Below are 26,651 nucleotides of genomic sequence, written 5' to 3' on the forward strand. Positions count from 1 at the left end.
GCCGGTACGGCCTTGCGCGGAAGCGTCAAACCGGTTGCCAGCTCGCCGGAAGCGTCCGCAGTCCATACACGATAGTGCTGTCCATGCGTTCAAGGCGCGATCCAGGGGCCAGTGTGAGCCCGGGCAGCCCGGACAGGACGGCCTCCAGTGCGATCCTCGCTTCAAGGCGTGCCAGCGGGGCGCCGAGGCAGAAGTGAATGCCGTGGCCGAAAGCCAGATGCCGAATCTGTTCCCGGTCGATATCGAACCGGGCAGGGCGCTGGAATTGCCGTTCGTCGCGGTTTGCGGAGCCGATCCAGGCCACCAGTGGGGCGCCGGCCGGAATCTGGACATCGCTCAGAGTGGTGTCGGCAACCGCCACCCGGTACATGGACTGTACGGGAGACCGAAAGCGGAGCACTTCTTCGATGGCCTGGGGAAGCAGTGACGGCTCCTTCAGGATCCGCTCGATGGTGCCGGGCACTTCAGTGAAACAGAGAACAGCGTTGCCGATCAGATTCGTGGTTGTTTCATTGCCGGCGACCAGCAGCAAACTGCAGAAGCCCAGCATTTCGACGTCGTTCAGCTTCTGCCCGTCAATCTCGGCGGAGAGCAGGTTGCTGATCAGATCGGTGCCGGGCCGGCTCCGACGCAGTTCGATCAGGTCCAGGAAGTACTCGGTCATCTCCACGTTGGTGGCGTGGTGGTCCTCATTGATTGCGCCGGAGCGCGTTTGGCTGACGATGACATCGGACCAATGCTTAAAGCGGTTACGGTCATCGGCGGGCACGCCCATGAGTTCCGAGATCACGATGACTGGCAGCGGATATGCCAGCTCCTGGATCAGGTCCGCTGTTCCGAGTGAAGCGATCCGCGCCAGAAGCTCATCCGTGAGCCTTGAGATGCGCGGAGCAAGCGCGTCCACAGCCTTCGGCGTGAACGCCTGGGTCACCAGGGAGCGTAATTGCCGGTGCCGCGGGGGGTCCGTGGTGATCAGGCTCGACGCGAACAGCTGACCTGTCTCCGACGGATCGCCGCCGCCCATCCGTGAGGAAAACCTGGCATGGTCGGACAGCACCTGCTGCACGTCGTCATACCGGAAGACATGCCAACTCCCCGATTGTTCGTCGTGAAAGACCGGTGCGGTTTCCCTCATTCTCGCGTAATGCGGGAAAGGATCCAGCGGATGCTCATTGGCCGGGGCGAAGTCCATGGCGGGCCTCTCTCTGCTCAGCCCGGCGATCTGGCCTGGCCGAACCGTCGGGGCGTCGGGTTGATGGACCGTGGGAACCCGAGTTTATCCGACACCCGCCCTCCCGTCAGCAGGGAAATGGTGCCCGCTCCCGCAGTCGGTGCTCGCGGTGCTCAGCCGCGGGGAATGCCATGGCTACGCCATCGCCGAGGTCCTCCGGCAGCACGGCTTCTCCCGCATCAAGGGCGGAACGTTGTACCCGCTCCTGAAGCGGCTGGAAGACCAGGGCCTTGTGGAGCACGCGTGGCAACATAGCCAGGCGGGTCCGGGCCGCAAGCAGTTCACCCTTACCGAGCTGGGCCGCCGCGAACTGGAGCGCTTGGCAGCGGCCTGGCGGCGAATGAGCCAAGCCCTCACTGAGATCCCGACCAGACAGGAACAACCATGAGCTACGAGCGAAACCTGACTTTCAACCTCAGGCTGCGTGGGTTATCCGAAACTGAGATCGTCGAAGTACTCGACGAGGTTCGGGCTCATGAGGCTGCCGCGGGGACTCCCGCGGAAGAGGACTTCGGCACGGCCCAGGAGTACGCGCAGCAGTTCACCAAGAAGAAGCGGCGGACACGGGGAAGCACCATCACGATGATCGGGGTCTTAGTGTCGATCGCGTACGTTCTCTTCGCGGTTTTCCTGATGCTCGTCTTCAGGGTCGATATTCGCGATTATGTCGGCCCAATCACGCTGCTGCCGAGGCTGGTGCTGGTCCTGGCCAGTGCCCTGGCCGGATTCCTGACCGATTACTTTCAACCTGCCCGGAGCCCACGGACCGCCCGTTGACCTACGCGGGCATGCCGGCTGTGCCTGCAGCGTCACGAGCGAGCAGTGCGCTGGTTCGCATGATGGACTCGCGCCTTCGGTTCCCGTCCGGCGTTCCGGTTATCACGAGGTGGACATTGGGGCTCGATACCCAGGCGTGGCATAGTGTGACGATCGTCAGCAGCCGGTCTTCCGCTGCCGTCTCGGTCGCGGTGGGGAGTGCACCCAGGATTTCGGTCACTTTGTTGGCAGAGCGGAGGGCGCGGGCCTCGGCGCCGACCGGGTGGCCACGTTCGAGCCCCTCCCAGAAGGTCAGGCGTGCCAGGCTCGGGCGGCTCCTGGATAAATCAAAGTACCGTCCCGCGAAATCGGCGATCGCTTCGGCTCCTGCGCCGACGACCGGAAGGTCGTCCAGGGCGGTGACGAATTCGCGGGTGAGGGCCGCTTCAAAGAGTTGGGCCTTGCCACCGAAATAGAACTAGATCCGCTCGCGGTTGCACCCTGAGTTCCGCGAAATCTGATGGATGCGGGCCCCGGAGAAACCGCGCCCGGCATCAGTGCTGGCGCCGAGATGGCATCCGGTCCTGCGCGCCTTCACGCTGACCGCCGTGGTGGTTCCTGCCGCCGTGTACTTCGCTGTGCCCCGCCTGCTGTCAGTACAGGCGAAGGTGCACCAGTCGGCGGTGCGTGCCCGGGTGCGTCGCAGTTCAAAACGCGAGGCGCGGGTTCGCCAACCCCGCGGGCATGCACGGTCATCACCGCCGGGCTGATGAGGAGTCCGGGGACCCGCTGACGACATGAACGGCGAAGGTCCACCGCGGGCAGCGGCATCTATGTCAGGATCGGTTATGCCCCACCGCCTGATGCTGCTCGACACCGCGTCGCTGTACTTCCGTGCCTTCTACGGCGTCCCCGACTCGATCCGCCGCGCCGACGGCACGCCGGTGAACGCCGTTCGCGGCCTGCTTGACATGATTGCCCGGCTGACGACCGACTACAACGCAACCCATCTCGTGGCGTGCTGGGACGACGACTGGCGTCCGCAGTGGCGGGTCGACCTCATTCCGACGTACAAATCGCATCGGGTCGCGGAAGCGGTCGCGGGTGCCCCGGACGTGGAGGTCGTGCCGGATGCGCTCAAGGCGCAGATTCCGATGATCCGCACGGTCCTGGACCTGGCGGGCATCGCCGTCGTGGGCGCTGCCGAACACGAGGCCGATGACGTAGTCGGCACCTACGCCAGCCACGCGGATTTTCCCGTCGACGTGGTAACGGGGGACCGCGACCTCTTCCAGATCGTCGACGACGCCCGTCAGGTGCGCGTGATCTACACCGCGCGCGGTATGAAAAACCTGGAAGTCCTCACCGACGCGGCCGTCGTCGCCAAGTACCGTGTGCTGCCCGCGCAGTATGCCGACTACGCGACCCTGCGCGGCGACAGTTCCGACGGCCTGCCGGGCGTCGCCGGGATCGGCGAGAAAACCGCCGCGTCACTCCTGGGGGAGTACGGCACGCTCGACGAACTGCTCGCGGCGGCGTCGGAGACGGGTAGCGGGCTGTCCGTTTCGGTGCGGTCGAAGCTTGCGGCGGCTCAGGACTACCTCACGGTCGCGCCCGCTGTGGTGAAGATCGTCCGCGACCTCAAGCTGCCGACACTTGAGGAGGCGGGCGCGCAACTGCACCCTGTCGCCGGCGACGCGCGCGCCAACCTCGAGCGCCTCGCATCCGAATGGAACCTCGGCGGTTCGGTCACGCGGCTCCTCGAAGCCCTCGACCGTCGGCACTGACCCGCAACGAAAGCTGGCGACGGCCACTGGCCGGGCGATGACGGCGATGCGTTCGTCCACGGTGGCGGCGGTGCAGCCACCGCGTCAGTCTCTGCGGGCTGTTCCGGTGCTGTGGCGAACCACCAGGTGCGGGGCCAGCACTTCGGTACGTTGCGGCAAGGAGGGATCAGCCATTCGTTCGAGGAGCAGTTGGGCGCAGCGGATGCCGACGTCCCGGCTCACGGGGTCAACGCTGGTTAGCGAAATGTGCCGGATTCCGGCCAGGTAGGTGTTGTCATAGCCGACGAGTGAGAGCCGTGACGGAACGCTCATGCCGTGTTCGTCGGCGGCCGAGAGTGCCCCCACGGCGAGAATGTCGTTCGCGGCGAGGACCGCGGTGGGCGGTCGCCCGGTTTGGAGGAGGCTGTTCATCGCCTCGTACCCGGAGTGTTCGCTGAGGTCCGTTTGGACCACCCGGATGTGCTCCCCGAGGCCATGGAGGGCCATCGCGTCCTGGTAGGAACTGGCCCGCAGCCCTGCGGATTCGGTGGGCGCGCTGAGGTAGGCGATGTTGTGGTGGCCGAGGCCGATGAGGTGTTCGACGGCGAGGTGCGCTCCGGCGACGTCGTCGTTGGTGACGATATCCGCAGACGGGAGCCGGAGAGCGCGGGCTCCGGCGATGACGGTCGGGGTATGCATTGTCGCCCGCACGAGGCTGTCATCGGGCAGGACGTCTCCGGCAATAATGAGCCCGTCGACACGGAGATCCATGAACGCGGACACCGGGCTCTCCCCGGGCCGGGCAAGATAGGTGGGGTCACTGAGGACCATGCGCAGGTTCTGCCCGCCGAGTACGCTCTGCAGCCCGTCGAGAAGCTCCACGAACCAGGGGTTGGCCAGATCGTCGAGCAGAACACCGACAGTTCGTGTGCGCCCGCTTGCGAGCCAGCGGGCCGCGTTGCTGGGCCGATAATCAAGAGCCGCTATGGCCTCGGCAACTGCCTGCCGTCGTTCTTCGCTGACCTTGGGGGAGCCCCGCAGTACCAGGGAAACGAGGGCGCGGGAGACACCGGCTTCGCGCGCGACGTCGTTGATGGTGGGGCGTTTGGCCGCTTCCTGGTGCTTCACTTCTCTCCCCGACGATCGGCCGTTTGCTGCAGGCAAGCGTATCGCGGCCGGGGCGGAAGTCTGCCGCCCCGGCCGATATCGTCATTGTGGCCTGGCCGTGCCGAGAAACCTACTGGGCCGCGGCCTTCTCGCCGGGCGCCGTCGGGGGCACGATGACGGGCAGGCTCCCGGTGCGGAAGTGCACCTCCAGTTCTTCCAGCGACTGCCCCATGGTCTCGGGAACGAACCTTGACACGAAGACCAGGGAAGCGACGTTCACGACGACGAAGACCGTAAACGTTCCGGTCGAGCCCAGGGCGACAACGAGGATCGGAAACAGGAAGGAGATGGCGGCGTTGACAGTCCAGAGGGCAAAGACAGCAATGCCCATGGCAAACCCGCGGATGGCCATCGGGAAGATCTCCGAAAGGAGAAGCCAGACGCACGTGCCAATGAAGCACTGCACAAAAGCGACGAACAGCATCATGGCCGCGAGGATGCTGTAGCTGACGAGATCGGATTGCGGCAGCATGAAGACGACGGCGAGGATCGACTGGGAGGCGACGACGCCGGAGAATCCGATGACCAGCATGCGGCGTCGTCCGATGAAACCGAGCAGGTAGATGCCCAGGATGGTCATCAGCACCGATGTCACGCCCACCGCGACGGTGGCTGTGAGTGATGCGCTGACGCCGAGTCCGCTTCGTTCCAGGATCGTGGGTGCGTAGTAGTTCACGGTATTGATGCCGGTTGCCTGCTGGACTACTGCCAGGCCGATGCCGATCCACAGGAGCCGGCGCATCCAGGGATTGTTTTTCAGGTCACGCAATGCGTGGGACCGTTCACTCTTAGCTGTCTTGGCGGATGCGACGATTTCCTTGTATTCGAAATCGGCTTCCTCCGGGCTGCGGCTGAGCTCGAGGATGCGGCGGCTGTCCGCAAACCGCTCCCGGATCGCGAACCATCGCGGCGATTCCGGCAGGATGAGCATGCCGATCAGCAGTGCGATGGCGGGGATGGACGCCACGCCCAGCATGATGCGCCAGACTTCGGGGTCCTGGATGAGCGAGTCGAGAAGGGCATTGATGGCAAAGGCCAGCATCTGGCCGGTGACGATCATGAGTTCGTTGATGGTGACCATGCGGCCGCGCAGCTGTGCCGGGGCCATTTCTGCCAGGTAGAGGGGGCAGGTAACGGCTGCGGCGCCAACGCCCAGGCCCAGGATTACGCGGGCCACCACCATGAAGCCCACTGTCGGGGCAATGGCACAGCCCAGGGCACCAACCAGGAACAGCACCGCGCAGACGAGGAGCGTGCCGCGGCGCCCGAGCGTGTCGGCCAGCCGGCCGCCGCTCAGCGCGCCGACCGCCGCGCCCGGGAAAAGCAAAGCGCTGACGACGGTGGCTTCTTCGACCGGGCTCATGCTCAGGGAGCCCTGCATGTAGAGCAACGCCCCGGAGATGACCCCCGTGTCATAGCCGAACAGGAGCCCGCCGAGAGTTGAGATGACCGTGAGGCGGGTGAGATACCCGCGGTGCTTGGAGCCCGGTTTGTTCCGCTGTGCGGTGGGGCGTGTTGTGTGCAACGACATTGTTGTCTTCCTTCGATCGTTTGGCCCGATCGTTTGGACCGTTGGTGGGAACTGCGGCAAGTGCGCCGGATCACGTTCAACAACGTTAGAGCGCTCTAACGCGCGAGTCAATAGTTTGTTCTGACATCCGGTCAAAGGGCAAGCTGTTCCTCGAACGGCCGGGAGTTCTGCGGCACTGCGTTCTAAGATGTGAAGGCACGGCTCCACGGTGCCCCGCGTCGGCTGCGACGGCCATGAGCGGTGAGTGCCGGGTCACCGGCACTCACGACGGAAGGACTCCGATGCCCACGGACCTGCCGCAGGCCCCCTGAAATTATCCGGGCGCACTGACGTTCAAGCCGCCCTGCTCGGGGGCAAAACGTTTCGGAGCCTGAGCGAGCAAAGACTGTCTCCCCGGGAAGAGAAGTTCGAACGGGCCAGGCAAACGCTGGGGTTCTTTCTCGCCCCTGCGGTGGCGGTCACCTTTTCGCTGTTGCCGGTTCCGATGGACAGGACGCAACAGCTGCTGGCCGCCGTTCTGCTGGGAGTGATTATCCTGTGGATCTGCGAGCCGGTGCCCATTCCCGTGGGAGGCCTCCTGGGCGTGGCCGGAGTTGTAATCCTCGGGGTGGCTCCCGCAGGCGAAGTCCTGGCGCCGTTCGGCTCGACAACGATTTTTACCTTCATCGGCGCGTTCATCCTGGCTCAGGCGATGCTCAAGCACGGCATCGCGCAGCGGCTGGCCTTCGCCGTGCTCTCCATCCCCGGCGTGGCCGGATCCACGTACCGCGTGATCGTCGCCTTTGGGTTCATCACTTGCCTGTTGTCGGCCTTCGTGTCGAATACGGCGACAGTGGCCTTGCTCATGCCCACAGCGCTGGGCATCCTCGCCGTGATCGCCCAGCTGATGCAGGACCGCGGCGTAGTCCGGGCGGACTTTGACCCGCTGCGCCTGCGGGTCGGTGCGGCCCTGATGCTTATGCTGGCCTACGGGGCCAGCGTCGGAGGCCTGCTCACCCCGGTGGGGTCCCCGCCCAATCTCATCGGGCGGGGCCTCATCGAGGAGGCGACCGGGGTACGAATTTCCTTCGCTCAGTGGACCGCCGTTGCGGCCCCGCTCTGCCTCGCCATGTTCGTGGTGCTGGCCCTGATCATGTTTCTGCTCAACAAGCCCGAGGTTCGTCAGATCGAGGGCGTTGAGGAATACATCCGCGGGCAAAGGTCCGCCCAGGGCAGGATGTCGCGGGCGGAAGTGAACACCCTCGTCGCCTTCGGGTTCACAGTCAGCCTCTGGTTGCTCCCGGCCGTCGTGAGCCTGATCGCCGGCACCGACGCCGGGCTGTACCTCTTCCTCGACGACCGGCTGGACGACGGGATCGTGGCTGTGCTCGGTGCGTCGCTGCTTTTCATCCTGCCGACGAACTGGAAGGAACGCCGCGCGACGCTCACCTGGTCCGACGCCGCCTGAATCGATTGGGGAACCATCCTCCTCTTCGGCACCGGCATCATATTCGGCTCGCTCCTCGCCTCCACCGGGCTTGCCGAGACCATCGGAACCGCGGCATCCCAGAACCTCAACACGACTGACGGCAGGAATGGTCTTCCAACGCTTCAATCTGTTTCCGCATATGACCGTGCTGGAGAACATTGTGGAGGCACCCATTCATGTGCTGGGCCGTCCCCGGAACGAAGTCACCGCCGAAGCACAGACGCTGCTGGACCGAGTCGAGCTCGGCAACCGGGGACATTCCTACCCCCAGGAGCTTTCCGGCGGGCAGCAACAGCGGATCGCGATAACAAGGGCGCTGGCCATGAAACCCAAGCTCATGCTGTTCGACGAACCCACGTCCGCGCTCGATCCGGAGCTCGTTGGCGAAGTCCTCGACGTCATGAAGTCCCTGGCCGAAGCTGGGATGACCATGGTTGTAGTCACCCACGAACTCGGCTTCGCACGCCAGGTTAGTGACCAGGTCGTTTTCATGGACCAGGGAGTAGTCGTCGAAAGCGGAGCTCCTACGGATGTCCTGGGTTCTCCGCAGCACGAACGCACGCAAGCCTTTCTTTCAAGGTCCTCTAGAACATCACCAACCCAGGCCGGCGACGTCTCCGGCCACAAGAAAGGAACCAGCCCAATGCCTCGACAGCAGGTAACCACAGATCTCGCGCCCAGCCCAGCCGGCCCATACTCCCAGGGCACCGCCGCCAACGGATTCCTCTTCACCGCGGGCCAGACACCCCACGACCCCGTCACGGGCGACACCGTCGGGACCACCATCGAGGAGCAGACAGTACAGGCCATGAAGAATCTGGCTGCCGTCCTGGCCGGGCACGGACTCGACTTCTCCTACGTCGTCAAAACAACCGTGCACCTACACCACCCCGGCCGGGACTTCGCAGGGTTCAACGCAAGCTACGAAGAGTTCGTTGAGGCCCCGTATCCGGCACGAACCACCGTAGGCTCGTTCCTTGGCGACTTCCTCGTCGAAATCGACGCCGTCGCGGCCATGCCGTCGTCCTTCCAGGTCCTCCACTGAGGAATGATCGCTCGGCCACGGCCCGTCTGATGCACAGTCAAGCATCAGACGGGGCCCTGGCGTGCTGGCGCGGCCGCGCCCTACGCGATGAATGCTACTGCCATGACCATCGGCAGCGAAACGACAGAGGCGATGGAGGTGACCATCGTCAGGGTCTTGAAGGTTCCTTGGGTCGACAGTCCGAGCAGCGACTTGAACATCCAGAAGAAGTTGCTGTTGACCTGAAGGGCGAACATCGCGCCGGAGGCGATGGCGAGGCCGACAGCGATCGGCGAGACGCTGATCGACGCGAGTACGGGTGCGATGATCCCGGCGGCCGTGATGGCAGCCACTGACACTGACCCGATCGCCAGATGCAGCACGGCGGCGATGAACCAGGCGAGCAAGATGCTGAGAATGACCGGAGCCTGTGCATCGGCGGTGAAAAGATCGGCCAGGATCGTGTCCAGGCCCGTCTCCCTAATGACCGCGCCCAGGGACCCGCCGATGCCAGTGATGAGCAGGATCTCGCCGCTGGTGTGGAAGCCCTCGCTCATCGCCGTCCCTGTACCCTCCGGGCCGAGGGTGCGCCGGCAAAGCACGTAGGCGCCGAGCAGGCCTACGAAGAGCGCGAAGTTGGCGTCCCCAACAAACGCGATGAAATCATTGGAGAAATTGAACAGCTGAGCGAAGGCACCGAACGCGATCATCACCAGCGGCACGAGGATAGGCAGCAGGCAGACGAACATCGGCGGTGTCGCGGTGTCCGCCTCGGCCAGCTCGGTGGTCTCTTGCACCACCATCGCCTCATCGACCTCTTCATCTTTGGCCGGTTTCCAGTAGCGGCCGCGCAGGAGCAACCGGAAGATCAACGTCGTCACGATCGCCGTTAACGGTCCGAGCACGAAGCCATAGATCAGCCAGGTGCCGAGTGGAATGTTCAGCAGGCCTGCGATGGAGACCGCGGCCAGTCCCGGGATCACGAAAACGTAGCCGGCAAAGATCCCCGTCCCGAGTGCACCGCACATGTGCGGCAAGCCGGTCCTGCCGATGAAGGGCCCGGTCGAGCGCGCCACGGGAGAGGCCAGGACAACCTGCACGTCCACGTAGATCGAGGGGAAGATCGTCGCCATCGCTGCCGTCAGCGCATAAGGAAGCCGACGCGCGCCCACGCCGTTGACGAGCATGGTCACCATCTTCCGGAACGCGCCCATCGCATGGAGCATCGCCCCGATGAGCACGCCGAAGCCGATGAGCAGGCCCACCTCGCCCATGATGCCGCCGAAGCCGGTGGCGATGGCCATGATCGTGGCCGTGAAGCCGACACCGGTCGCGAGGCCCAAGTAGAGCGAACCGATCATCAGCGAGATAACCGGATCGACCTTGACCTTGATGATGAGCAGAATGACGATGACGATGGCTATTACGGTGTGAAGGGCGATCATGACATGCTCCGGCCAGTAGGGGCTGTGGCAGGGTCATCAGACGCCGTCGCCCGGTCGACCCCAACCCCTGGCACCGATCGGGCTCCGCCGCGCGGCTGTCGACGCCGGGCTTGCTGTTGTAAGTACGAACTCACTAGAGGGCTCCCGCAGACGTGGACACCGGGTTCTACGCGGTGAGCTCGTGGAATTGCCTTAACCCGAGTTGATACTCCCGGCTGGTGGGAAGTGTCAAGGCGTGCAAGCAACGTAGCGGGGATCATGGCACGCCATGCAGCTTTCAGCCCGGCCTACGGATCGGGCAGAGCCAGGACCTTGACGGAGAGAACCAAAGCGGAGGACTCTCGTTAGAGGCCTTCGGCAGTCCCGGACCCAGCAGGTCCTTGGCTCCCGTGGTCCAAACCTTTGAACCCCAACCTGAGGAGAGCACCATGAGCCCCCAATTCAACGAATTGCTGACCCGCCAGGTGGGAATTGAGTTCGCGGCTTCCCAACAGTACATCGCCATTGCTGCCTGGTTCGACGGGCAGGACCTTCCCCAACTGGCCAAGCACTTCTACCGCCAATCGCTGGAGGAACGGAACCACGCCATGATGATGGTCCGTTACATCCTGGACCGTGGAATCAGGATCACCATCCCCGGGATCGACCCGGTCCGTAACGACTTCAGTTCGGCCGAGGAACCACTCGTTCTTGCCTTGGCCCAGGAGGTTGAGGTCACGGACCGCATCAAGGAATTGTTCGCCGCGGCACGGGCGGAAAACGACCCCCTGGGGGAACAGTTCATGCTCTGGTTCCTCAAGGAACAGGTCGAGGAAGTCGCATCGATGTCCACGTTGCTCAACGTCGCCCGACGCGCGGACAACCTCTTCGACGTCGAGACCTTCCTGGCCCGCGAACGTGTGGGCGACGCCGGCCAGCACAGCGGAGGCCATGGCGGACATCATGGCCACGGAGGCGGCCACGGCGGACCCTCCGAGGCCACCGGCACACCCGAGGTCGCCGGCGGTTCACTCTAGAATTCCCTCCCCGCGGCTCCCTATCGTCGTGTCAGACCGCGGCAAGGCGGCGAGCCTGGACCGACTCGTAGCGTTCACGGGCCGTAAAGTGGCCGGTGTGTGATGCGCGGGGGATGCCTGCCAAAGAAGGGCCGGTCCAGGTGATGTAGCGAAGGAAATGTTGTCCATCGACCCCACCTTGGACATTTTCGAGCCCGGTGGCTGTGGTCTCACCTTTCAGCTAGGACCGCCCCGCCCGAGAGGAACGCAATGGCACACGCCGAAAACGAGATCACGATCGACCGCCCCGCTGCGGAGGTCTACGCTTTCCTCGCCGACGGGCTGAACAATCCGGCGTGGCGCCGGAGCGTCCAAAGCATCGCCCTCAGGAGCGGCCCTCCCGGCGAAACCGGCGCCGTGTACGGTCAGACGTTGACCGGGCCCCGCGGCAGGTCCATCCAGGGCGACTACCGGATCACCACCGCAGATCCCGGCCGCACGCTGGCCTTCCAGGTCATTGCCGGCCCGGCACGCCCAGAAGGCCAGTACCTCCTGACGGAAACCGGGGGCCGCACCGCCGTCCGGTTCATCCTGGACCTCAAGCCATCCGGTTTGATGAAAGTCCTCGACGGGCTCATCACCAAAACAATGCAGGCCGAAGTCGGCCAGCTTCAGGAGCTGAAAAGGGTCATTGAAGAAAGTTAGGCCTGGGCTTCCGCCCGTGCACCGGGCGTTCCGGCGATAATCGGACGATGGTGCTGAGGTATACCTGCACGGCCACGCTGTGGCTCTTTCCGGGAGAAGCCGGGTGGCACTTCCTCACGGTGCCGGCGGAGGTTTCTGCGCAGATCCGGGAGGATACGGTGGCGTTCCGCCGGGGCTTTGGCTCCGTCAAAGTCACGGCCGGCATTGCCGGGCTCAGCTGGTCGACGTCGCTATTCCCGGACAGCACGAGCGGATCGTACCTGTTGCCCGTGAAGAAGGCCGTTCGAATCTCGGCCGGCATCAAGGCAGGGGACCAGGTCACGGTTCACCTTGAGCTGCCGGAGAGCGCTTGAGCGGCGCCGGGTGTCCTGTCCGACTTCCGCACTGGTGCGGAAGTCGGAAGCGGACGAGAATGGGCTCGTGCTCCCCCCTCGCCTTGGCAGGGACGGCGATCAGATGAACGCCGCCGCCCGAAAAATCCAGCGCATCTACCTCACATTGACGCTGGGCAATACGCTGGCGGCATCGTTTATCTGGGGCATCAACACTCTCTTCCTGCTGGACGCCGGACTCAGCAATCTCGAGGCTTTCGCCGCGAACGCCTTCTTTACGGCCGGGATGGTCCTGTTCGAGGTGCCCACCGGAGTCGTTGCCGACGGGTGGGGCCGCCGCGTTTCGTTCCTGCTCGGCACCGCGACACTGGCCGCATCGACCTACCTCTACTACCTGCTGTGGCAGTTCGCCGCACCCTTCTGGGCGTGGGCGGTGGTGTCGGTCCTGCTGGGCCTGGGCTTCACGTTCTTCTCCGGCGCGGTTGAAGCCTGGCTCGTCGATGCGCTGCGCTTCTCGGGGTACGAGGGCGGGCTGGAGGCAGTGCTCGGCCGCGGACTGATGGTGTCGGGCGTTGCGATGCTGGCCGGCTCGGTGGCGGGCGGTGTGATCGCGCAGGCCACCAACCTTGGCGTACCGTTTCTGTTGCGTGTGGGGGTGCTGTTGGTGATGTTCCTCGTGGCCTTTTGGCTGATGCGGGACGTCGGTTTCACCCCCGAACGCTCGGGCCATCCGATCCAGGCGACCCGTGCCGTATTGTCCGCCTCGATCGAGAACGGATTGAAAAATCCGCCGGTACGTTACGTGATGCTGGCCGCGCCCTTCAGCGCCGGCGTCGGGATCTACGTGTTCTACGCCCTCCAGCCGTACCTCCTTGAGCTCTTTGGCGATCCGCACGCCTACTCCGTGGCGGGCCTGGCGGCGGCAATCGTCGCGGGTGCGCAGGTGCTCGGTGGTTGGATTGCGCCGCGTGTCCGGCGCCTTGTTCGCAAACGCACGACCGTGGTGATTCTCAGCAGCATAATTGGCTCCCTGATCCTGGTCGTGCTCGGGTTCACCACGGTGTTCTGGGTCGCCCTGGTGCTGCTGGCGCTCTGGGCACTGGTCGCCTCTGCGGGCACCCCGGTTCGGCAGGCATACCTGAACGACATGATCGCCTCGAAACAGCGGGCTACGGTGCTGAGCTTCGACTCACTCATGGGGTCGAGCGGTGGCGTCGTGGTGCAGCCACTGCTGGGACGGGCCGCCGATGTGTACGGCTACCCCGCCTCGCTGGCGATCGGCGGTGTGATCGAGTTGCTCGCCGTACCCTTCCTGCTGCTGAGTCGTCGGCAGCGCCACCCGGCCGACCAGGCCAATGCCGCCAGCAGTGCGGATACGGAATCCCAGCCGTCCTAGACGCGAAGTCAAGCTCGTTAGAGCAGACCCCGCGGTACTTGTTGCCGCACTGCCCCAAGCCTACGATAGTGCGCATCAGCACCCTTTCGAGGAGGAGATTTGTGGTGTCCACGGCTGGGTGCCGGTGGCGGCTGGGGGTGACTTCCAGGAACCTGAAGAACGCTGATCAAGAGGGAGAAAATTAGTCATGCTGAAGGATCTCGAAATCATCGCAGTCCTCCCCGCGAAGGACATCGACCGGGCACGGAGTTTCTACCGTGACGTGCTGGGACTCGAACCCGCTGAAACCATGGACGAGGAGAACCTGATGTACCGCTGCGGGAAGGGCACGGCTTTCCTGCTCTACAAGACGGACAACGCGGGAACGGCGAAAAACACCCAGATGGGCTGGGCTACAGACGACGTCGAGGCCGAGGTCAAGGAACTGCGCGGCCGCGGTGTTGTGTTCGAGGAGTACGACTTTCCTGGTCTGAAGACAGAGAACGGGATCGCGTCGACTCCAGTCGGCAAGGCCGCTTGGTTCCTGGACACTGAGGGCAACATTCTCAATCTCTACCAAGGCCAGTAGCGCTGACGCATGTAGGCGCCGCCCCTGCATCATTGGATGACACTGCAGGGACGGCGCACTCTTACGTGGAGAGGCCTTTCGGGCCTACAGTTGGGCTGCCAATACCGTCGACAGGAGTGCCCCATGATTACCCTGCAGATCGAACACCAGGTCCGGGACTTCGGCATGTGGAGGAGGGCTTTCGACAGCGACCCGTTGGACCGCCTGGCTTCCGGGGTCCGGTCGTACCGTATCTCGCGTCCGCTTGACCAGAACGACTACGTGATGCTGGAGATGGATTTCGATACGCAGGAGGCTGCCGTGGACTTCCTCGGACGGCTGCAGAACGACACCTGGAAAACCGGAGTCACGGCGCCGGCGCTGGTTGGTGAGCCGTCGACCAGGATCATCGAGACAGTCGCCATCGAGAACGTGTCCGCCCGCTAAACCGCTTCACCTGGCCGGGACTGCGGGCTCGGCTCGTCGCGGCATGCTCGACGGCGACGGGCTGAGCCGCGCACGGACGGCCAGGCCGGCACAGAGAACGACGGCCAGTCCGCCGATGATGGTGGTCCAGGCCAGGTGCTCGCCCAGCAGTAGTCCGGCCCAGCAAATGCTGAGGACTGGCTGGATGAGCTGGACCTGGCCGACCTGGGCCATCGGACCGATGGCAAGCCCGTGGTACCAGGCGAAGAACCCGAGGAACATGCTGACGACGCCGAGGTAGGCAAAGGCTGCCCACTCCACGGGTGTGGCCGAGGGCGGCTGCTGGGACATCGAGAGGGCCATCAGGAACACCATCAGGGGAGAGGCGAGAACAAGCGCCCACGAGACGGTCTGCCAGGCGCCGAGTTCGCGCGCGAGCAGGCCGCCCTCTGCGTATCCGATGGCTGCGGCAACGACGGCACCGAAGAGCAGCAGATCTGTCCAGTGCAGTTGCCCGAAGCCGCCGGACTGCGCAGAGGCGAAGGCGATCGCCGCCACCGCGCCGACGCCGGTGACAAGCCAGAAGGCCAGCGGGGGGCGTTCACGTCCGCGCAGCACTGCCATGGTCGCGGTCGCAGCCGGCAGCAATGCGATCACCACGGCACCGTGACTGGCGGGGACGGACGAGAGCGCGAACGAGGTCAGCAGCGGGAAACCAACGACGATCCCGCCGGCCACGACGGCCAGACGCACCCAGTGGACGCCCCGCGGCGGGCGCTGCCGGGTCAGGGCCAGGGCGCCTGCGGCGAGCACGGCGGCCAGGACCGCCCGGCCGGAGCCGATGAACAGCGGGTGTAGCCCGCCGACGGCCAACCGGGTGAATGGAACGGTAAAGGAAAATGCCGCCACCCCGAGCAGTCCCCACCACAGGCCGGCGGGCGGCCGCGGGGATAGCGGTGGCCGAAACTCAACGATAGCGCTACTATTGTCTCTCATGTTCAACGATAGCAGTTCGCGCATTGTGGAACGACTCCGGGAATGGATCGCGGCAGCCCCGCCCGGCGCCAGACTGCCGTCCACGCGGTCGCTGGTCGCCGACTACCAGGCAAGTCCGGTGACCGTGCAAAAGGCCCTCCGGACCCTCAGCGCCCAGGGCCTGATCGAAAGCCGGCCCGGCGTCGGGACCTTCGTTCGGGCGGTCCGGACCGCGCGCCCAGCTGACTACGGCTGGCAGACGGCAGCACTGCGGTCACCCCAGGCGCCGCTGCGGCCGGTCGCCACCGCGATGCGCCCCGCAGCCAACGATGTCATCGCCTTCCACTCGGGCTATCCGGACCGGGAACTCCTGCCGGAGCGTCTGGTGCGCGCGGCACTGTCGCGGGCGGCCCGCGGCGATGCGGTCTGGTCGCGTCCGCCGGCGGCGGGGCAGCCGGAGCTGCAGTCATGGTTCGCCCACGAACTCCGGTCCTCGACCCCGGCCGGAGTCGCCCCGCCAACCCCAAGCGATGTCATTGTGCTGCCCGGAAGCCAGAGCGGGCTCAGTTCCGTGTTCCGGGCCTTGGCCGGCAGCGGGCAACCCCTGCTGCTGGAATCCCCGACGTATTGGGGGGCCATCCTGGCCGCAGCGCAGGCCGGTGTTCACGCCGTCCCGGTGCCGAGCGGGCCCGAGGGCCCGGATCCGGAAGAACTGGACAGGGCCTTCGCGGAGACGGGAGCACGACTGTTTTACGCACAACCGAACTATGCGAATCCCACCGGTGCGCAATGGCCGACGCGGGTGGCCGAGCAGGTACTGGACGTCGTCCGGGCGCATGGCGCCTTCCTCGTGGAAGACGACTGGGCGCACGATTTCGGCATCACCACCACCGCCTCACCCGTCGCGGCCCGCGACGATTCCGGCCATGTCGTCTACCTTCGCTCGCTGACCAAGAGCGTGTCGCCGGGCATCCGCGTTGCCGCCGTCGTTGCCCGGGGGCCAGCGCGCGAGCGCATTCTGGCCGACCGGGGAGCCGAGTCGATGTATGTCAGCGGCGTGCTCCAGGCGGCGGCGCTCGACGTCGTGACGCAGCCCGCGTGGCAGACGCATCTGCGCGGCCTCCGCCACCAGCTCCGGGCCCGCCGCGACCTGCTGGTCGGCAGCCTCCGGGAGCACGCCCCGCAGGCCCATGTCGAGCACATGCCCAGCGGAGGACTGAATCTCTGGGCGCGCCTGCCCGACGGAACCGATCTGGAACAGCTCACCCGCGACTGCGAGGCCGCCGGCGTCGTCATCGCCGCCGGCACCGAGTGGTTCCCGGCGGAGGCCACGGGACCGTATATCCGGCTCAACTACGCCGGGCCCAACCCCGGCGCCTTTTCCGACGGTGCGCGCATCCTCGGTCAATCACTGGACCGCAACAGCCGCTGAAGGTGCCGCAGGATATTCTGGATGTATGACTGCCGCAGCCCCCTCAACCGTCGCCTTGGACGGACGCTTTGCCCGGGAGCTCGCGGAAATGGCCATACCCTGGCGGGCGGAGGAGGCGCCGGACCCGAAGCTCCTCGTGCTCAACGAGGCGCTGGCCGCCGAACTGGGGCTGGACCCCGCCTACCTGCGGCATCCCGACGGGATACGTCTGCTGATCGGCAACCTGGTGCCCAGCGGCGCCACTCCGGTGGCCCAGGCCTACACCGGCCACCAGTTCGGCTGGTTGGCCCCCCGCCTCGGCGACGGCCGGGCGCTGCTGCTCGGTGAGATCACCGACGCGGACGGCCACCTTCGCGATATCCATCTGAAGGGGTCCGGGCGCACGCCGTTCGCCCGCGGCGGAGACGGCCTGGCGGCAGTCGGTCCGATGCTGCGGGAGTACATCGTGAGCGAGGCGATGCACGCCCTGGGCATCCCCACCACACGGTCCCTGGCTGTTGTGGCAACGGGGCGCCCGGTGCTCCGCGAAACCATGCTGCCAGGCGCGGTACTCACACGGGTCGCCGCCAGCCACCTGCGTGTGGGCAGCTTCCAGTACGCCCGCGCCACGGGCGACCTCAACCTCCTGCGCCGCCTCGCCGACCATGCGATCACCCGCCACCATCCCGGCGCCGCGGAGGCCGAGCAGCCCTATCTCGCACTGTTCCGGGCGGTGGTTGCCGCCCAGGCGTCGCTGGTGGCACAGTGGATGCTCGTGGGTTTCGTCCACGGGGTCATGAACACCGACAACATGACCATCTCCGGCGAGACCATCGACTACGGGCCCTGCGCCTTCCTGGACGCCTTCGACCCGGCCACCGTCTACAGCTCGATCGATGAGACCGGGCGCTACTCCTACCGCAACCAGCCGGTCATGGCGGAATGGAACCTCACGCGGCTCGCGGAGTCCCTCCTGCCCCTCTTCCACGACGAGCAGGAGCAGGCGGTCGCCCAGGCGCAGGAGTCCCTCGGCGCGTTCCGCCGGCAGTACAGCGCAGCCTGGTCGGCCGGCATGGCGGCCAAACTCGGCCTGCCGGCCGGGCTCGACGACAGCGTGGCCTCGCCTCTCGTGGAAGAGGTGCTCAGTCTTCTCCAGGCGGGCCGGGCTGACCACACCTGGTTCTTCCGGAGCCTGGGCGCGGCCGCCCGGGGCGATACCGGGCCGGTGCGGAGCCTGCTGCCCGATCCGTCAGCGTTCGATGCGTGGGCCGCGCGCTGGCGGGCCCAAGGCCCCGACGCCGACGCGATGGACCGGGTCAACCCCGCCTACATCCCGCGCAACCACCTGGTGGAGGAAGCACTCGAGGCCGCCACGGGCGGCGACCTGGATCCGCTCGGACGCCTCCTGGGCGCGGTGACCAGGCCGTACGACGAGCGTCCCGGCCTGGGCCGATACGCCGCCGCCGCGCCCGAAGGCTTCGGCGCCTACCGGACCTTCTGCGGGACCTGAGCCGCCGGGTCGACGCGTCACCAGGGCCAGCCGGCGCCTCAGGCGAGGGAGAGGAAGAGCTTTTCCAGCTCCTTCGTGCTCATGCTTGGGTCCTTCCGGACCGCGCACTGCTCCAGTCCGCTGGCAATGATGGCGAATCCCGCCCGGTCCAGCGCTTTCGAGACAGCGGCCAACTGCGTGACGGTGTCCTTGCAGTCGCGCCCTTCCTCAAGCATCCGGATGACCGCCCCCAGCTGCCCCTGAGCGCGCTTGAGCCGGTTGATGGCCGGGGTGAGTTCGGATGAATCGAGGTCCATGGGTGTCTCCAAAGCTAGGGATGGCTATGCTCCAGAATATACCCCTATGGGTATTTTTGACTACCCCCGGGGGTATCTGCAATACTCGGTGGGGTATTCAGGCTTAGTTAGAACGTCTCGAAAGGACACCCATGACGCCCCCTACCACTTCGTCCGCCCAGGCTTCCGCCGCCGCCCCCGCGGTCACCTCGCTGGCTCCGGAAACGCTGCGCAGCTGGTTCCAGGAACACCAGGACCTCATCGTGATCGATGTCCGCTCGGCCGCCGAGTTTGAAAACATGCACATCCGCGGTTCCTACAACGTCCCGCTCCCGCTGCTCTCCGAGCACACTGACGAACTGGCCGCCCGCCTGGGCAGCCGCGTGGTGCTCGTCTGCCAGTCGGGAGCGCGGGCCGAGCAAGCGCGGCAGCGCCTGGCCGGCGCGGGCATCAGCACCGCCTATGTCCTGGCGGGCGGCGCCCCCGGATTCGCCGAGGCAGGCGGCGACGTGGTCCGCGGCAAGGCGCGCTGGGATCTCGAACGCCAGGTCCGGCTTGCCGCCGGTTCCCTCGTGGTTCTGGGCCTTACCGGAGGCAAGTTCGTCTCGCCCAAGATCCGACTCCTCGCCGGAGCCATCGGCGCCGGCCTGGCCTTCTCAGCCGCCACAAACACCTGTGCCATGGGCCAGGCCATCTCGGCCATGCCCTGGAACAAGGCAGCCCGGGAGCCGACCCGCGAGTCCGCCATCCTGCAGTTCCCCGTCGCGGGCTCACGGACCCCGGAGTCCAAGGCCTCATGACCACCACGCTGATCCTCGTTCTTGTCCTGTCGGTGCTCATCGGGCTGTCGCTCGGTGTGCTCGGCGGCGGCGGATCCATCCTCACGGTGCCGATCCTGGTTTACGTGGCCGGATTCGAAGCCAAGGAAGCCATTGCCGCGTCCCTGTTCGTGGTCGGCGTAACCTCGGCTGTCAGCGTCTTCAGTCACGCCCGTGCCGGACGAGTCATGTGGCGCACTGGCCTGCTGTTCGGCGGGGCCGGCATGGCCGGCGCCTTCGTGGGCGGTTTCCTGGGCGGACACATCCCCGGCCAGATCCTGCTCATCGCGTTTGCACTGATGATGGTGGCCACCTCCATCGCCATGATCCGCGGACGCAAGAAGAAGGCTGACGCGGGCACCGAGGTGCCCAAGCACACCGAACTGCCGCTGTTCCGCGTCCTGCTCGACGGCCTCGTGGTCGGCCTGGTCACCGGCCTGGTGGGCGCCGGTGGTGGATTCCTGGTGGTCCCGGCCCTGGCGCTGCTTGGCGGCCTGCCGATGGCAATCGCCGTCGGAACCTCGCTCGTCGTGATCGCCATGAAGTCCTTTGCCGGCCTGGCCGGCTACCTCACCACCGTTGAGCTGGACTGGGGGATCACGCTGGCCGTGACGGCGGCCGCCATCGTAGGCACCCTGATGGGGTCCAGGCTCGCTGGACGCATTCCGGAAGCGGTCCTGCGCAAGGGCTTTGGCTGGTTCGTGCTGGTGATGGGCGCGTTCGTCCTCATCCAGCAGGCCCCCGTGGATCTGCGCGGACCGATCGCCCTGGGTGTCGCCGGAGCCGCGCTCGTCGCGGCCGCCGTCTGCTGGTTCTTTGTCAGCGCCTGCCCCCTGCGCCGGGCCACCCGCCCCACCCGCCAGGAAGCCCAACCCACACCCGTCTGAGCAGTTCGGCCCCTCCATCAGCCACTCCTGAAACGAAAGGCATCACTGCAGGCCCCACTGTCCGAGCTGGACGCGAGCGTCCCTGTGATCGCCATCTGCCGCAGCGGCAACCGCAGCGCCCGTGTGGCGGATGCCTTCAACGGTGCCGGCTTCACCGCGGACACCATGGACGGCGGCATGATCGCGAGGACCAGCGCAGGGGCCGGTGCGAGTAGCACCAGCCCACCTTGCCAGATACCCCCAGGGGTATTATTATTGTTAGTAGTCGACGGGGGAGACCCCACCTCTTTACGAAGGAGACAACATGCTTCTGGAACGCATTTATGACGAGGACCTTGCCCAGGCCAGCTACCTGATCGGCTGCCAGGCCAAGGGTGAAGCGGTTGTGGTGGACGGCCGCCGGGACATTGCGGTGTACCAGGCGCTGGCGGCGAAGAACGGCATGAAGATCGTCGCGGTCACCGAGACCCACATCCACGCCGACTACCTCTCCGGCACCCGGGAACTCGCCGCGGCGACAGGCGCGAAGATTTACGTCTCGGGCGAGGGCGGACCGGACTGGCAGTACGGGTTCGAGGGCGAGCGGCTGTTCGACGGCGACACGATCACCCTGGGCAACATCCGCATCAAGGCCCTGCACACCCCGGGCCATACCCCGGAGCACCTGTCCTTCCTGGTCACCGACGGCGCGTTCAGCGAGGACGCCGGGTACCTGCTCTCGGGTGACTTTGTCTTCTCCGGGGACCTGGGCCGCCCGGACCTGCTGGACGAGGCCGCCGGCGGTGTGGACACCCGCTTCGCGGGCGCCAAGCAGCTCTTTGCGAGCCTGCGGGATAAGTTCCTGACCCTCCCGGATTATGTCCAGGTCCACCCGGCGCATGGTGCCGGCAGTGCGTGCGGCAAGGCCCTGGGCGCGATCCCGTCCTCCACGGTCGGCTACGAGCGGCTTTACGCCTGGTGGGGCCCGTACCTGGCGGCGAACGACGAGCAGGGCTTCGTGGATGAACTCCTCGACGGCCAGCCGGACGCGCACGCGTATTTCGGCCGGATGAAGCGTGAGAACCGTGAGGGCCCGGCCGTGATGGGCGACCGCGCCCCGCTGGCCGAGCTGGACCCCGCCGCCGTCGCGCAGGCCCTGGCGGCGGACACGCTGACGTTCATCGACACCCGGTCCAACGACCAGGTCCACCAGGGCACCGTGACCGGGTCCCTGAACGTCCCGGCCGGCAAATCCGTGGCGAGCTTCGGCGCCTGGGTCGTGAACCCGGAAACCGATCCGAACCCGCTGGTGCTGCTGGCCGATGACCAGGAGACCGCGCAGGACATGTGGGACCACCTGGTCCGGGTCGGGATCGACAACGTCGCCGGGTACGTCACCGGCATCACCGGCCTGCCGACCAGCACCCCGAAACTCATTCAGCCTGAGGAGCTCGAGGGTTTCGAGGCCGCGATGGTCCTGGACGTGCGCAACCGCACCGAGCACACCGCCGGGCGCATCCCGGGCTCCCACCAGCTCAGCGGCGGCCGCGTGATGTGGCACCTGGACGAACTCCCGGCCCGGGGCACGATCGTGAGCTACTGCCAAAGCGGGGTCCGGAACGCCGTCGCGGCCAGCGCACTGCGCCGCGCCGGGTACGACGTCGTCGAACTCGACGGCAGCTACAACGCCTGGACCGCCTACCGGCAGGCACGCGAAACCATCCCCGCCAACTAACCCGCACCACCAGCAATAACTGACGGCAGCCTTGGCGGCGGCCCCCACAACAGGGCCGCCGCCACACCTTCGTCCCAACCACGTGGAGCACCATGAACTCCGGCACCACCAACCCGCCGCAGCAGCGGCACCGCCGAACCGGCATCACGCTGGGCCTGCGGCAGAACCTCGCCCAGTTCATGCTCCTCGTCGCCGTCAACGCCCTCGTGGGCGGCACCCTGGGCCAGGAACGCACCGTCCTCCCGCTGCTGGCCGGACAGGTCTTCCACCTGGACCTCTACACGTCCGCGCTGACCTACATCCTGGCCTTCGGCCTCGCCAAGGCCGCCACCAACTATTTCGCCGGCACCCTCTCGGACCGCTACGGCCGCAAACCCGTTCTGGTCGTCGGCTGGGTCATTGCCCTGCCCGTCCCCCTGATGCTGATCTTCGGACCCTCCTGGGGCTGGATAGTCGCGGCCAACGTGATCCTGGGCATCAGCCAGGGCCTCACGTGGTCCACCACCGTGATCATGAAAATGGACCTCGTCGGCCCGTCCAAGCGGGGCCTGGCCATGGGCCTGAACGAGGCAGCCGGGTACCTCGGCGTCGCCGGCACCGCCCTCGCCACCGGCTACATCGCGGCCACCTACGGCCTGCGGCCCGGACCGTTCCTGCTCGGCGCGGCCTATATCGCCCTCGGTCTGGGCCTCTCGGTCTTCGCCGTGAAGGAAACCCGGGGACATGCCCGGCTTGAAGCCGCGAACCACACGTCGGCCCACGCCACCGCCCACGGACAGCTGAGCAACCGGGAAATCTTCACGCTCACCAGCTTCCGGGATAAATCACTGTCCTCGGTCAGCCAGGCCGGCATGGTCAACAACCTCAACGACGGCCTTGCCTGGGGACTCTTCCCCGTCCTGTTCGCCGCCGCCGGACTGACCATCGAAAAGATCGGCATCCTGGCCGCCGTCTATCCCGCCGTCTGGGGCGCCGCCCAGCTCGTCACCGGGGCACTGTCGGATAAATACGGCCGGAAATGGCTGATCGTGGGCGGTATGCTCCTCCAGGCCGCCGCCCTCGCGATGATCGCCGTCGGCCACGACTTCGGGATCTGGCTGGCCGCCGCCGTCCTCCTTGGCCTCGGTACGGCGATGGTTTACCCCACCCTGCTCGCCGCCATCGGCGACGTCGCGCACCCGGAGTGGCGTGCGCGTTCTGTGGGCATCTACCGGCTGTGGCGCGACGGCGGCTTCGCCGTCGGCGCCCTGCTCGCCGGGATCATCGCCGACGCTTACGGCATTCCGGCCGCCGTCGGCGTCGTCGCAGGACTCACGGCCCTGTCCGGTTTCGTCGTGGCCGTCCGGATGCGCGGAACTGACCACTACAGCCACCGTCTGGGCTAGCGCAGAACCCCTCGGCAGTCCCGCGCCCCGGTCATTGCCATCTGCGGCCACAAGGTCCAATATCGAGTTCAGCCCTGCGCTGTCCCGCTGAGGCAGGAGGTTATCGTGGCGGATTTTGCCAGGCAGTCCAGGCCGGCCCACCCGGATGAGCGCCGCCGGCCCCAGCTGCCGACGCCGCGGCTGAACCCGGTTTTCGGCTGACGACAGACGCAGGGGGCGCGATGAGCGACACCAAGGACTCTGCCGGGCTGGTTCCCGCCGCCGTGGACCTCGACGGCCTTACGGAGATCCGTGTGCACGGCGTGGGCGGCACACGGCCAGAGGAGCTTCTCGGCGATCCGCGGCCCACGAGGGTCGCAGGCGACCGCATCGCCGGGTTCTATCGGACAACCGACGCCCGCAGCCGCCACCGTGAGGCGTACTCGTGGGGCGGACTGACATCGCACTCGCCGCTTCGCGTGCTGTGGACTCCGCTGCTGCCGTCGATGCTTGCCAACATGGCCGGGTGGATGGTCCGGCGCCTGGTGATGCCCGGGGACCAGGAGGCAACGGCAGAGCCGATGACCAGGATGTACCGGTGGTTTGCGCGGCTCGCCGCCCTCGCGCTGACGCTCAGCACCGCGATCATGGTCACGATGCCCAGCCTGGACCTGTTCGCCTACCAATGCCTGGGCCAGCAGCAGTGCCGATCCCAACTGTGGGGCTCACCGCTGTTGAACGTTCTTGCGCCGTACGACCGCCCCGGGCTGCGGCTGGCCGCGGGCATCATCGCGCCTGTTGCCGTCGCGGTGCTTTTCTACATCCTGGCTTCCCGTTCGCGCACCAGCTATGAAGGCGTGGAACCGCCGACGCCGGGAGCGGCCAGGCCCGTGCCGTATGGCCGCTGTGCCGCAGCGCAGGCTGGCGGGTTGCGCAGCGCCGACTTCTGGTCGGGGCTGCGGTGGCACCAGCACCTCTCGGACTTGCACCTCGCGGCGGGCATTGCGGTGGCGGCAGGGACCCTGGGCTGGTGCGTGTCCGAACTCGGTGAGGCCGGGGACCTCGAGCCGGGCGGCGCCGTCGTGACTTCCCGGGCCGCCAGCGCAGCCTCCGCCGCCGTCATTGCTGTTGTCATGGTGATGCTCGCCGCGGACGATGCGCACGAGCACCTCGCCCGCGGAACGCTCTGTGTTGCCATCAGCGTCCTGTTGGCCTCGGTCGCCGGCGCCGTAACGCTGCCGCTGGACGTCCCCTCCGCCGGCGGCGGCCCGGGCCAAGCGGCCCAGGCGCCCGGCGTCCTGCCGGGAATCGTTCCGTCGGTCGCTGCGGGCTGGACCCTCACCGTGGTGCTGCTGGTCCCGTTGATGTTTCAGCTGGTGGGAGCGTGGGGCAACCGGTGGCGGAACGCACTGACGCTCGAGGGTCGCGGGCCGGGACGTGTCCAGCGCCTGAAAGTGATGGCCCGCGGTGCCGTCAGTGTGTTCCCGTGGGCGGCGCCTGTCGTCCTGAATGTCGTGGCGCTCGTGCTGGCCAATGCTGTGCTGTTGTCTTTGATGATGCTCGCGGCCCAGTGGCTCGGAACGGTTGAGTACGGGCTCGGCCCTGACGGGGGAGCCGCGGCGGACGGCAGTACCTGGCCGGCAGCGGGCGGGAACGCGGCTCCGGTGCTGTGGGTGCCGAAGACGGTGGGGTCCATCGCTTCCCTACTTGCACTGGGCCTCATCAGCGTCCTGGTCCTGTTCGCTGTGGCCGCCGGCGTGTGGTTGTCCGTGAAGTCGAGGAAGACGGCTGCGGCGCTCGCGGTCGGGCTCCGGCGCGACTATGACCAAGCGGAGGAGCTGCAAGCCAGTTTGCCGGCAATGGGTTCGGCGCCGGCAGACGAATCCTCCCGGAAACGACGGGACGCCTGGACGGTGTCTGCATTCGGTCCGGCGCCGTTCAGCCGGGCCCGTGCCGCACCGACACGGGCAGGGGACGGAATGCGCCCCAGCCCCTGGGTCCGCAACGTGGCGAGGATGCACCTGATCGGCGAGCACGCCCCCACGTTGGCGGCTTACCTGATGATTGCGGTCGCCGGTTCGGCTCTGGCGGGGGCGGCTCTCTTCGTCATTCAAGTCCTGGTGTTCAACCAGGAACCGCCGTTCCTCAACATCGGACTGGCCACGTGGATCAGTGCGTCGTTGCCTGTTGTCTACGGGGTGGTGCTCAGGCTCGCGTTCCGGCAGGAGAAGTGGCGAAAAGTCCTGATGTCCCCGTTCGACGTCGGGACGTTTTTTCCGCGGTCATTCCACCCCTTCGCCCCGCCTTCCTACACCGAGCGTGCAGTACCGGAGCTGACGCGTCGGATCTGGCGGTTGCATGACAACCACGGCAGAGTGGTGCTCACCGCCCACTCACAGGGCAGTGTGGTGGCCGCCGCAGTGCTGGCACGCCAGTCCGGCCGCCTCGAGGAGAAGACCGTCGGGCTTGTCACGCTCGGCTCTCCACTGGCCAAGCTGTACCGGTGGGCGTTTCCCGCGCTGGTCAGCGATGGACTCCTGCGGAATTTCGCCGGCGGCACCGGAGGCCTCGGTGCGGTCCGCTGGCGCAACGTCTACTACGAGACCGATTACATCGGCGGGCCGGTCGTCACGGCTGACTGGCCTGCGTCCAGGAATATCGACGTACGCCTGGTCGACCCGCCGACGCACAAATTCGTGTTCGGCCAGCCGTTGCCGCGAATCCTGAGCCATACGGGCTACTGGGTTGACGCCAGATTCTGGGCTGAGGTCGACAGCATCTGCGACGAAATCGCGGTGGATGGCGGCCAGCAGGGATCGGCGGACACCATCCCTCCTGACCCCGCGGCGCCGCTCCCATACCGGTAGACGTGCACCGGTCGACAACACTGCCGCCTGCTGTCAGGAGC

General features: G+C 66.4%; 24 protein-coding genes and 3 pseudogenes. 20 read left to right on the top strand and 7 right to left on the bottom strand.

Going from position 1 to position 26,651, the window contains the following annotated elements; translation table 11 throughout:
- Window positions 1-25: 25 nt before the first annotated feature.
- Window positions 26-1,135 carry a cytochrome P450 gene (locus tag J2X01_RS09920; protein WP_310056383.1) on the bottom strand — a complete coding sequence of 370 codons (1,110 nt, stop codon included), beginning with the start codon at window positions 1,133-1,135 and terminating at the stop codon, window positions 26-28.
- Window positions 1,136-1,262: 127 nt separating this feature from the next.
- Here J2X01_RS09920 and J2X01_RS09925 point away from each other — a divergent pair, with 127 nt between their 5' ends.
- Window positions 1,263-1,619 carry a PadR family transcriptional regulator gene (locus J2X01_RS09925; RefSeq protein WP_310056385.1) on the top strand — a complete coding sequence of 119 codons (357 nt, stop codon included), beginning with the start codon at window positions 1,263-1,265 and terminating at the stop codon, window positions 1,617-1,619.
- Window positions 1,616-2,008 (top strand): DUF1129 domain-containing protein, encoded by a 393-nt coding sequence (locus J2X01_RS09930; RefSeq protein WP_310056387.1) that lies wholly within the window; start codon window positions 1,616-1,618, stop codon window positions 2,006-2,008. Before J2X01_RS09925 ends, J2X01_RS09930 begins: the two co-directional genes overlap by 4 nt.
- Before the next feature lies 1 nt (window position 2,009).
- Here the strand turns inward: J2X01_RS09930 and J2X01_RS22005 are convergent, their stop codons facing one another.
- On the bottom strand, window positions 2,010-2,402 hold the full coding sequence (locus J2X01_RS22005; protein ID WP_374724957.1) for a hypothetical protein: 393 nt from the start codon (window positions 2,400-2,402) through the stop codon (window positions 2,010-2,012).
- A gap of 433 nt (window positions 2,403-2,835) precedes the next feature.
- Here J2X01_RS22005 and J2X01_RS09935 point away from each other — a divergent pair, with 433 nt between their 5' ends.
- Window positions 2,836-3,774 carry a 5'-3' exonuclease gene (locus J2X01_RS09935; RefSeq protein WP_310056388.1) on the top strand — a complete coding sequence of 313 codons (939 nt, stop codon included), beginning with the start codon at window positions 2,836-2,838 and terminating at the stop codon, window positions 3,772-3,774.
- A gap of 84 nt (window positions 3,775-3,858) precedes the next feature.
- Here the strand turns inward: J2X01_RS09935 and J2X01_RS09940 are convergent, their stop codons facing one another.
- Together J2X01_RS09940 and J2X01_RS09945 are read right to left on the bottom strand one after the other, a co-directional pair.
- On the bottom strand, window positions 3,859-4,881 hold the full coding sequence (locus J2X01_RS09940; RefSeq protein ID WP_310056389.1) for a LacI family DNA-binding transcriptional regulator: 1,023 nt from the start codon (window positions 4,879-4,881) through the stop codon (window positions 3,859-3,861).
- A 109-nt stretch (window positions 4,882-4,990) separates the two neighbouring features.
- Window positions 4,991-6,451, bottom strand: coding sequence for a sugar porter family MFS transporter (locus tag J2X01_RS09945; RefSeq protein ID WP_310056391.1), 1,461 nt, complete (start codon window positions 6,449-6,451; stop codon window positions 4,991-4,993).
- A gap of 244 nt (window positions 6,452-6,695) precedes the next feature.
- Here J2X01_RS09945 and J2X01_RS09950 point away from each other — a divergent pair, with 244 nt between their 5' ends.
- The 3 genes and pseudogenes from J2X01_RS09950 to J2X01_RS09960 all read left to right on the top strand — a co-directional run.
- Complete coding sequence (locus tag J2X01_RS09950; RefSeq protein WP_310056393.1) at window positions 6,696-7,898, top strand: SLC13 family permease; 1,203 nt, start codon at window positions 6,696-6,698, stop codon at window positions 7,896-7,898.
- A gap of 112 nt (window positions 7,899-8,010) precedes the next feature.
- Window positions 8,011-8,499: pseudogene (locus J2X01_RS09955) on the top strand (amino acid ABC transporter ATP-binding protein); the annotation flags it as partial.
- Window positions 8,500-8,601: 102 nt separating this feature from the next.
- A pseudogene (locus J2X01_RS09960) lies at window positions 8,602-8,964 on the top strand (RidA family protein); the annotation flags it as partial.
- 80 nt (window positions 8,965-9,044) lie between these two features.
- Here J2X01_RS09960 and J2X01_RS09965 read toward each other — a convergent pair.
- Window positions 9,045-10,388 (bottom strand): GntP family permease, encoded by a 1,344-nt coding sequence (locus tag J2X01_RS09965; protein WP_310056395.1) that lies wholly within the window; start codon window positions 10,386-10,388, stop codon window positions 9,045-9,047.
- Between the two features lie 428 nt (window positions 10,389-10,816).
- Between J2X01_RS09965 and J2X01_RS09970 the strand changes: the two genes are divergently transcribed.
- The 6 genes from J2X01_RS09970 to J2X01_RS09995 all read left to right on the top strand — a co-directional run bounded on the left by J2X01_RS09970 (window position 10,817) and on the right by J2X01_RS09995 (window position 14,810).
- Window positions 10,817-11,404 (top strand): ferritin, encoded by a 588-nt coding sequence (locus tag J2X01_RS09970; RefSeq protein ID WP_310056398.1) that lies wholly within the window; start codon window positions 10,817-10,819, stop codon window positions 11,402-11,404.
- Between the two features lie 249 nt (window positions 11,405-11,653).
- Window positions 11,654-12,088, top strand: coding sequence for an SRPBCC family protein (locus J2X01_RS09975; protein WP_310056401.1), 435 nt, complete (start codon window positions 11,654-11,656; stop codon window positions 12,086-12,088).
- A gap of 47 nt (window positions 12,089-12,135) precedes the next feature.
- On the top strand, window positions 12,136-12,441 hold the full coding sequence (locus tag J2X01_RS09980) for a DUF1905 domain-containing protein (RefSeq protein WP_310056403.1): 306 nt from the start codon (window positions 12,136-12,138) through the stop codon (window positions 12,439-12,441).
- A 103-nt stretch (window positions 12,442-12,544) separates the two neighbouring features.
- Window positions 12,545-13,816 (top strand): MFS transporter, encoded by a 1,272-nt coding sequence (locus tag J2X01_RS09985; protein ID WP_310056405.1) that lies wholly within the window; start codon window positions 12,545-12,547, stop codon window positions 13,814-13,816.
- A 187-nt stretch (window positions 13,817-14,003) separates the two neighbouring features.
- Window positions 14,004-14,384, top strand: coding sequence for a VOC family protein (locus J2X01_RS09990; protein WP_310056407.1), 381 nt, complete (start codon window positions 14,004-14,006; stop codon window positions 14,382-14,384).
- Window positions 14,385-14,507: 123 nt separating this feature from the next.
- Window positions 14,508-14,810 (top strand): hypothetical protein, encoded by a 303-nt coding sequence (locus J2X01_RS09995; RefSeq protein WP_310056409.1) that lies wholly within the window; start codon window positions 14,508-14,510, stop codon window positions 14,808-14,810.
- 6 nt (window positions 14,811-14,816) lie between these two features.
- Here J2X01_RS09995 and J2X01_RS10000 read toward each other — a convergent pair whose 3' ends face one another.
- Window positions 14,817-15,785 carry a DMT family transporter gene (locus J2X01_RS10000; protein WP_310056411.1) on the bottom strand — a complete coding sequence of 323 codons (969 nt, stop codon included), beginning with the start codon at window positions 15,783-15,785 and terminating at the stop codon, window positions 14,817-14,819.
- Between J2X01_RS10000 and J2X01_RS10005 the strand changes: the two genes are divergently transcribed.
- Together J2X01_RS10005 and J2X01_RS10010 are read left to right on the top strand one after the other, a co-directional pair.
- The gene (locus tag J2X01_RS10005; protein WP_310056413.1) at window positions 15,784-17,196 is read left to right on the top strand and encodes an aminotransferase-like domain-containing protein; all 1,413 of its coding nucleotides are present in this window, start codon (window positions 15,784-15,786) and stop codon (window positions 17,194-17,196) included. The genes J2X01_RS10000 and J2X01_RS10005 overlap by 2 nt on opposite strands.
- Before the next feature lie 25 nt (window positions 17,197-17,221).
- Complete coding sequence (locus tag J2X01_RS10010) at window positions 17,222-18,685, top strand: protein adenylyltransferase SelO (RefSeq protein ID WP_310056415.1); 1,464 nt, start codon at window positions 17,222-17,224, stop codon at window positions 18,683-18,685.
- 38 nt (window positions 18,686-18,723) lie between these two features.
- Here the strand turns inward: J2X01_RS10010 and J2X01_RS10015 are convergent, their stop codons facing one another.
- Window positions 18,724-18,981 (bottom strand): metal-sensitive transcriptional regulator, encoded by a 258-nt coding sequence (locus J2X01_RS10015; protein WP_310056417.1) that lies wholly within the window; start codon window positions 18,979-18,981, stop codon window positions 18,724-18,726.
- 131 nt (window positions 18,982-19,112) lie between these two features.
- Between J2X01_RS10015 and J2X01_RS10020 the strand changes: the two genes are divergently transcribed.
- From J2X01_RS10020 to J2X01_RS10045, 6 genes and pseudogenes are all read left to right on the top strand, one after another.
- On the top strand, window positions 19,113-19,760 hold the full coding sequence (locus J2X01_RS10020) for a rhodanese-like domain-containing protein (protein WP_310056418.1): 648 nt from the start codon (window positions 19,113-19,115) through the stop codon (window positions 19,758-19,760).
- Complete coding sequence (locus J2X01_RS10025; RefSeq protein ID WP_310056420.1) at window positions 19,757-20,665, top strand: sulfite exporter TauE/SafE family protein; 909 nt, start codon at window positions 19,757-19,759, stop codon at window positions 20,663-20,665. Before J2X01_RS10020 ends, J2X01_RS10025 begins: the two co-directional genes overlap by 4 nt.
- A gap of 12 nt (window positions 20,666-20,677) precedes the next feature.
- Window positions 20,678-20,878 (top strand): annotated as a pseudogene (locus tag J2X01_RS10030) (rhodanese-like domain-containing protein); the annotation flags it as partial.
- A gap of 91 nt (window positions 20,879-20,969) precedes the next feature.
- On the top strand, window positions 20,970-22,379 hold the full coding sequence (locus J2X01_RS10035) for an MBL fold metallo-hydrolase (RefSeq protein WP_310056422.1): 1,410 nt from the start codon (window positions 20,970-20,972) through the stop codon (window positions 22,377-22,379).
- Between the two features lie 92 nt (window positions 22,380-22,471).
- The gene (locus J2X01_RS10040; protein WP_310056424.1) at window positions 22,472-23,764 is read left to right on the top strand and encodes an MFS transporter; all 1,293 of its coding nucleotides are present in this window, start codon (window positions 22,472-22,474) and stop codon (window positions 23,762-23,764) included.
- Window positions 23,765-23,985: 221 nt separating this feature from the next.
- Window positions 23,986-26,610 (top strand): hypothetical protein, encoded by a 2,625-nt coding sequence (locus J2X01_RS10045; RefSeq protein WP_310056426.1) that lies wholly within the window; start codon window positions 23,986-23,988, stop codon window positions 26,608-26,610.
- The last annotated feature ends 41 nt before the right edge of the window (window positions 26,611-26,651 follow it).

The organism is Arthrobacter ginsengisoli (genome assembly GCF_031456935.1).
GTDB classification, from domain to species: domain Bacteria; phylum Actinomycetota; class Actinomycetes; order Actinomycetales; family Micrococcaceae; genus Arthrobacter; species Arthrobacter ginsengisoli.

Excerpts from the sequence above, each read along its gene's own strand:
- J2X01_RS09920 (WP_310056383.1), bottom strand. The coding sequence starts at position 1,135 with ATGAGGGAAACCGCACCGGTCTTTCACGACGAACAATCGGGGAGTTGG.
- J2X01_RS09930 (WP_310056387.1), top strand. The coding sequence starts at position 1,616 with ATGAGCTACGAGCGAAACCTGACTTTCAACCTCAGGCTGCGTGGGTTA.
- J2X01_RS09935 (WP_310056388.1), top strand. The coding sequence starts at position 2,836 with ATGCCCCACCGCCTGATGCTGCTCGACACCGCGTCGCTGTACTTCCGT.
- J2X01_RS09945 (WP_310056391.1), bottom strand. The coding sequence starts at position 6,451 with ATGTCGTTGCACACAACACGCCCCACCGCACAGCGGAACAAACCGGGC.
- J2X01_RS09965 (WP_310056395.1), bottom strand. The coding sequence starts at position 10,388 with ATGATCGCCCTTCACACCGTAATAGCCATCGTCATCGTCATTCTGCTC.
- J2X01_RS09970 (WP_310056398.1), top strand. The coding sequence starts at position 10,817 with ATGAGCCCCCAATTCAACGAATTGCTGACCCGCCAGGTGGGAATTGAG.
- J2X01_RS09975 (WP_310056401.1), top strand. The coding sequence starts at position 11,654 with ATGGCACACGCCGAAAACGAGATCACGATCGACCGCCCCGCTGCGGAG.
- J2X01_RS09980 (WP_310056403.1), top strand. The coding sequence starts at position 12,136 with ATGGTGCTGAGGTATACCTGCACGGCCACGCTGTGGCTCTTTCCGGGA.
- J2X01_RS09985 (WP_310056405.1), top strand. The coding sequence starts at position 12,545 with ATGAACGCCGCCGCCCGAAAAATCCAGCGCATCTACCTCACATTGACG.
- J2X01_RS09990 (WP_310056407.1), top strand. The coding sequence starts at position 14,004 with ATGCTGAAGGATCTCGAAATCATCGCAGTCCTCCCCGCGAAGGACATC.
- J2X01_RS09995 (WP_310056409.1), top strand. The coding sequence starts at position 14,508 with ATGATTACCCTGCAGATCGAACACCAGGTCCGGGACTTCGGCATGTGG.
- J2X01_RS10005 (WP_310056413.1), top strand. The coding sequence starts at position 15,784 with ATGTTCAACGATAGCAGTTCGCGCATTGTGGAACGACTCCGGGAATGG.
- J2X01_RS10000 (WP_310056411.1), bottom strand. The coding sequence starts at position 15,785 with ATGAGAGACAATAGTAGCGCTATCGTTGAGTTTCGGCCACCGCTATCC.
- J2X01_RS10010 (WP_310056415.1), top strand. The coding sequence starts at position 17,222 with ATGACTGCCGCAGCCCCCTCAACCGTCGCCTTGGACGGACGCTTTGCC.
- J2X01_RS10015 (WP_310056417.1), bottom strand. The coding sequence starts at position 18,981 with ATGGACCTCGATTCATCCGAACTCACCCCGGCCATCAACCGGCTCAAG.
- J2X01_RS10020 (WP_310056418.1), top strand. The coding sequence starts at position 19,113 with ATGACGCCCCCTACCACTTCGTCCGCCCAGGCTTCCGCCGCCGCCCCC.
- J2X01_RS10025 (WP_310056420.1), top strand. The coding sequence starts at position 19,757 with ATGACCACCACGCTGATCCTCGTTCTTGTCCTGTCGGTGCTCATCGGG.
- J2X01_RS10035 (WP_310056422.1), top strand. The coding sequence starts at position 20,970 with ATGCTTCTGGAACGCATTTATGACGAGGACCTTGCCCAGGCCAGCTAC.
- J2X01_RS10040 (WP_310056424.1), top strand. The coding sequence starts at position 22,472 with ATGAACTCCGGCACCACCAACCCGCCGCAGCAGCGGCACCGCCGAACC.
- J2X01_RS10045 (WP_310056426.1), top strand. The coding sequence starts at position 23,986 with ATGAGCGACACCAAGGACTCTGCCGGGCTGGTTCCCGCCGCCGTGGAC.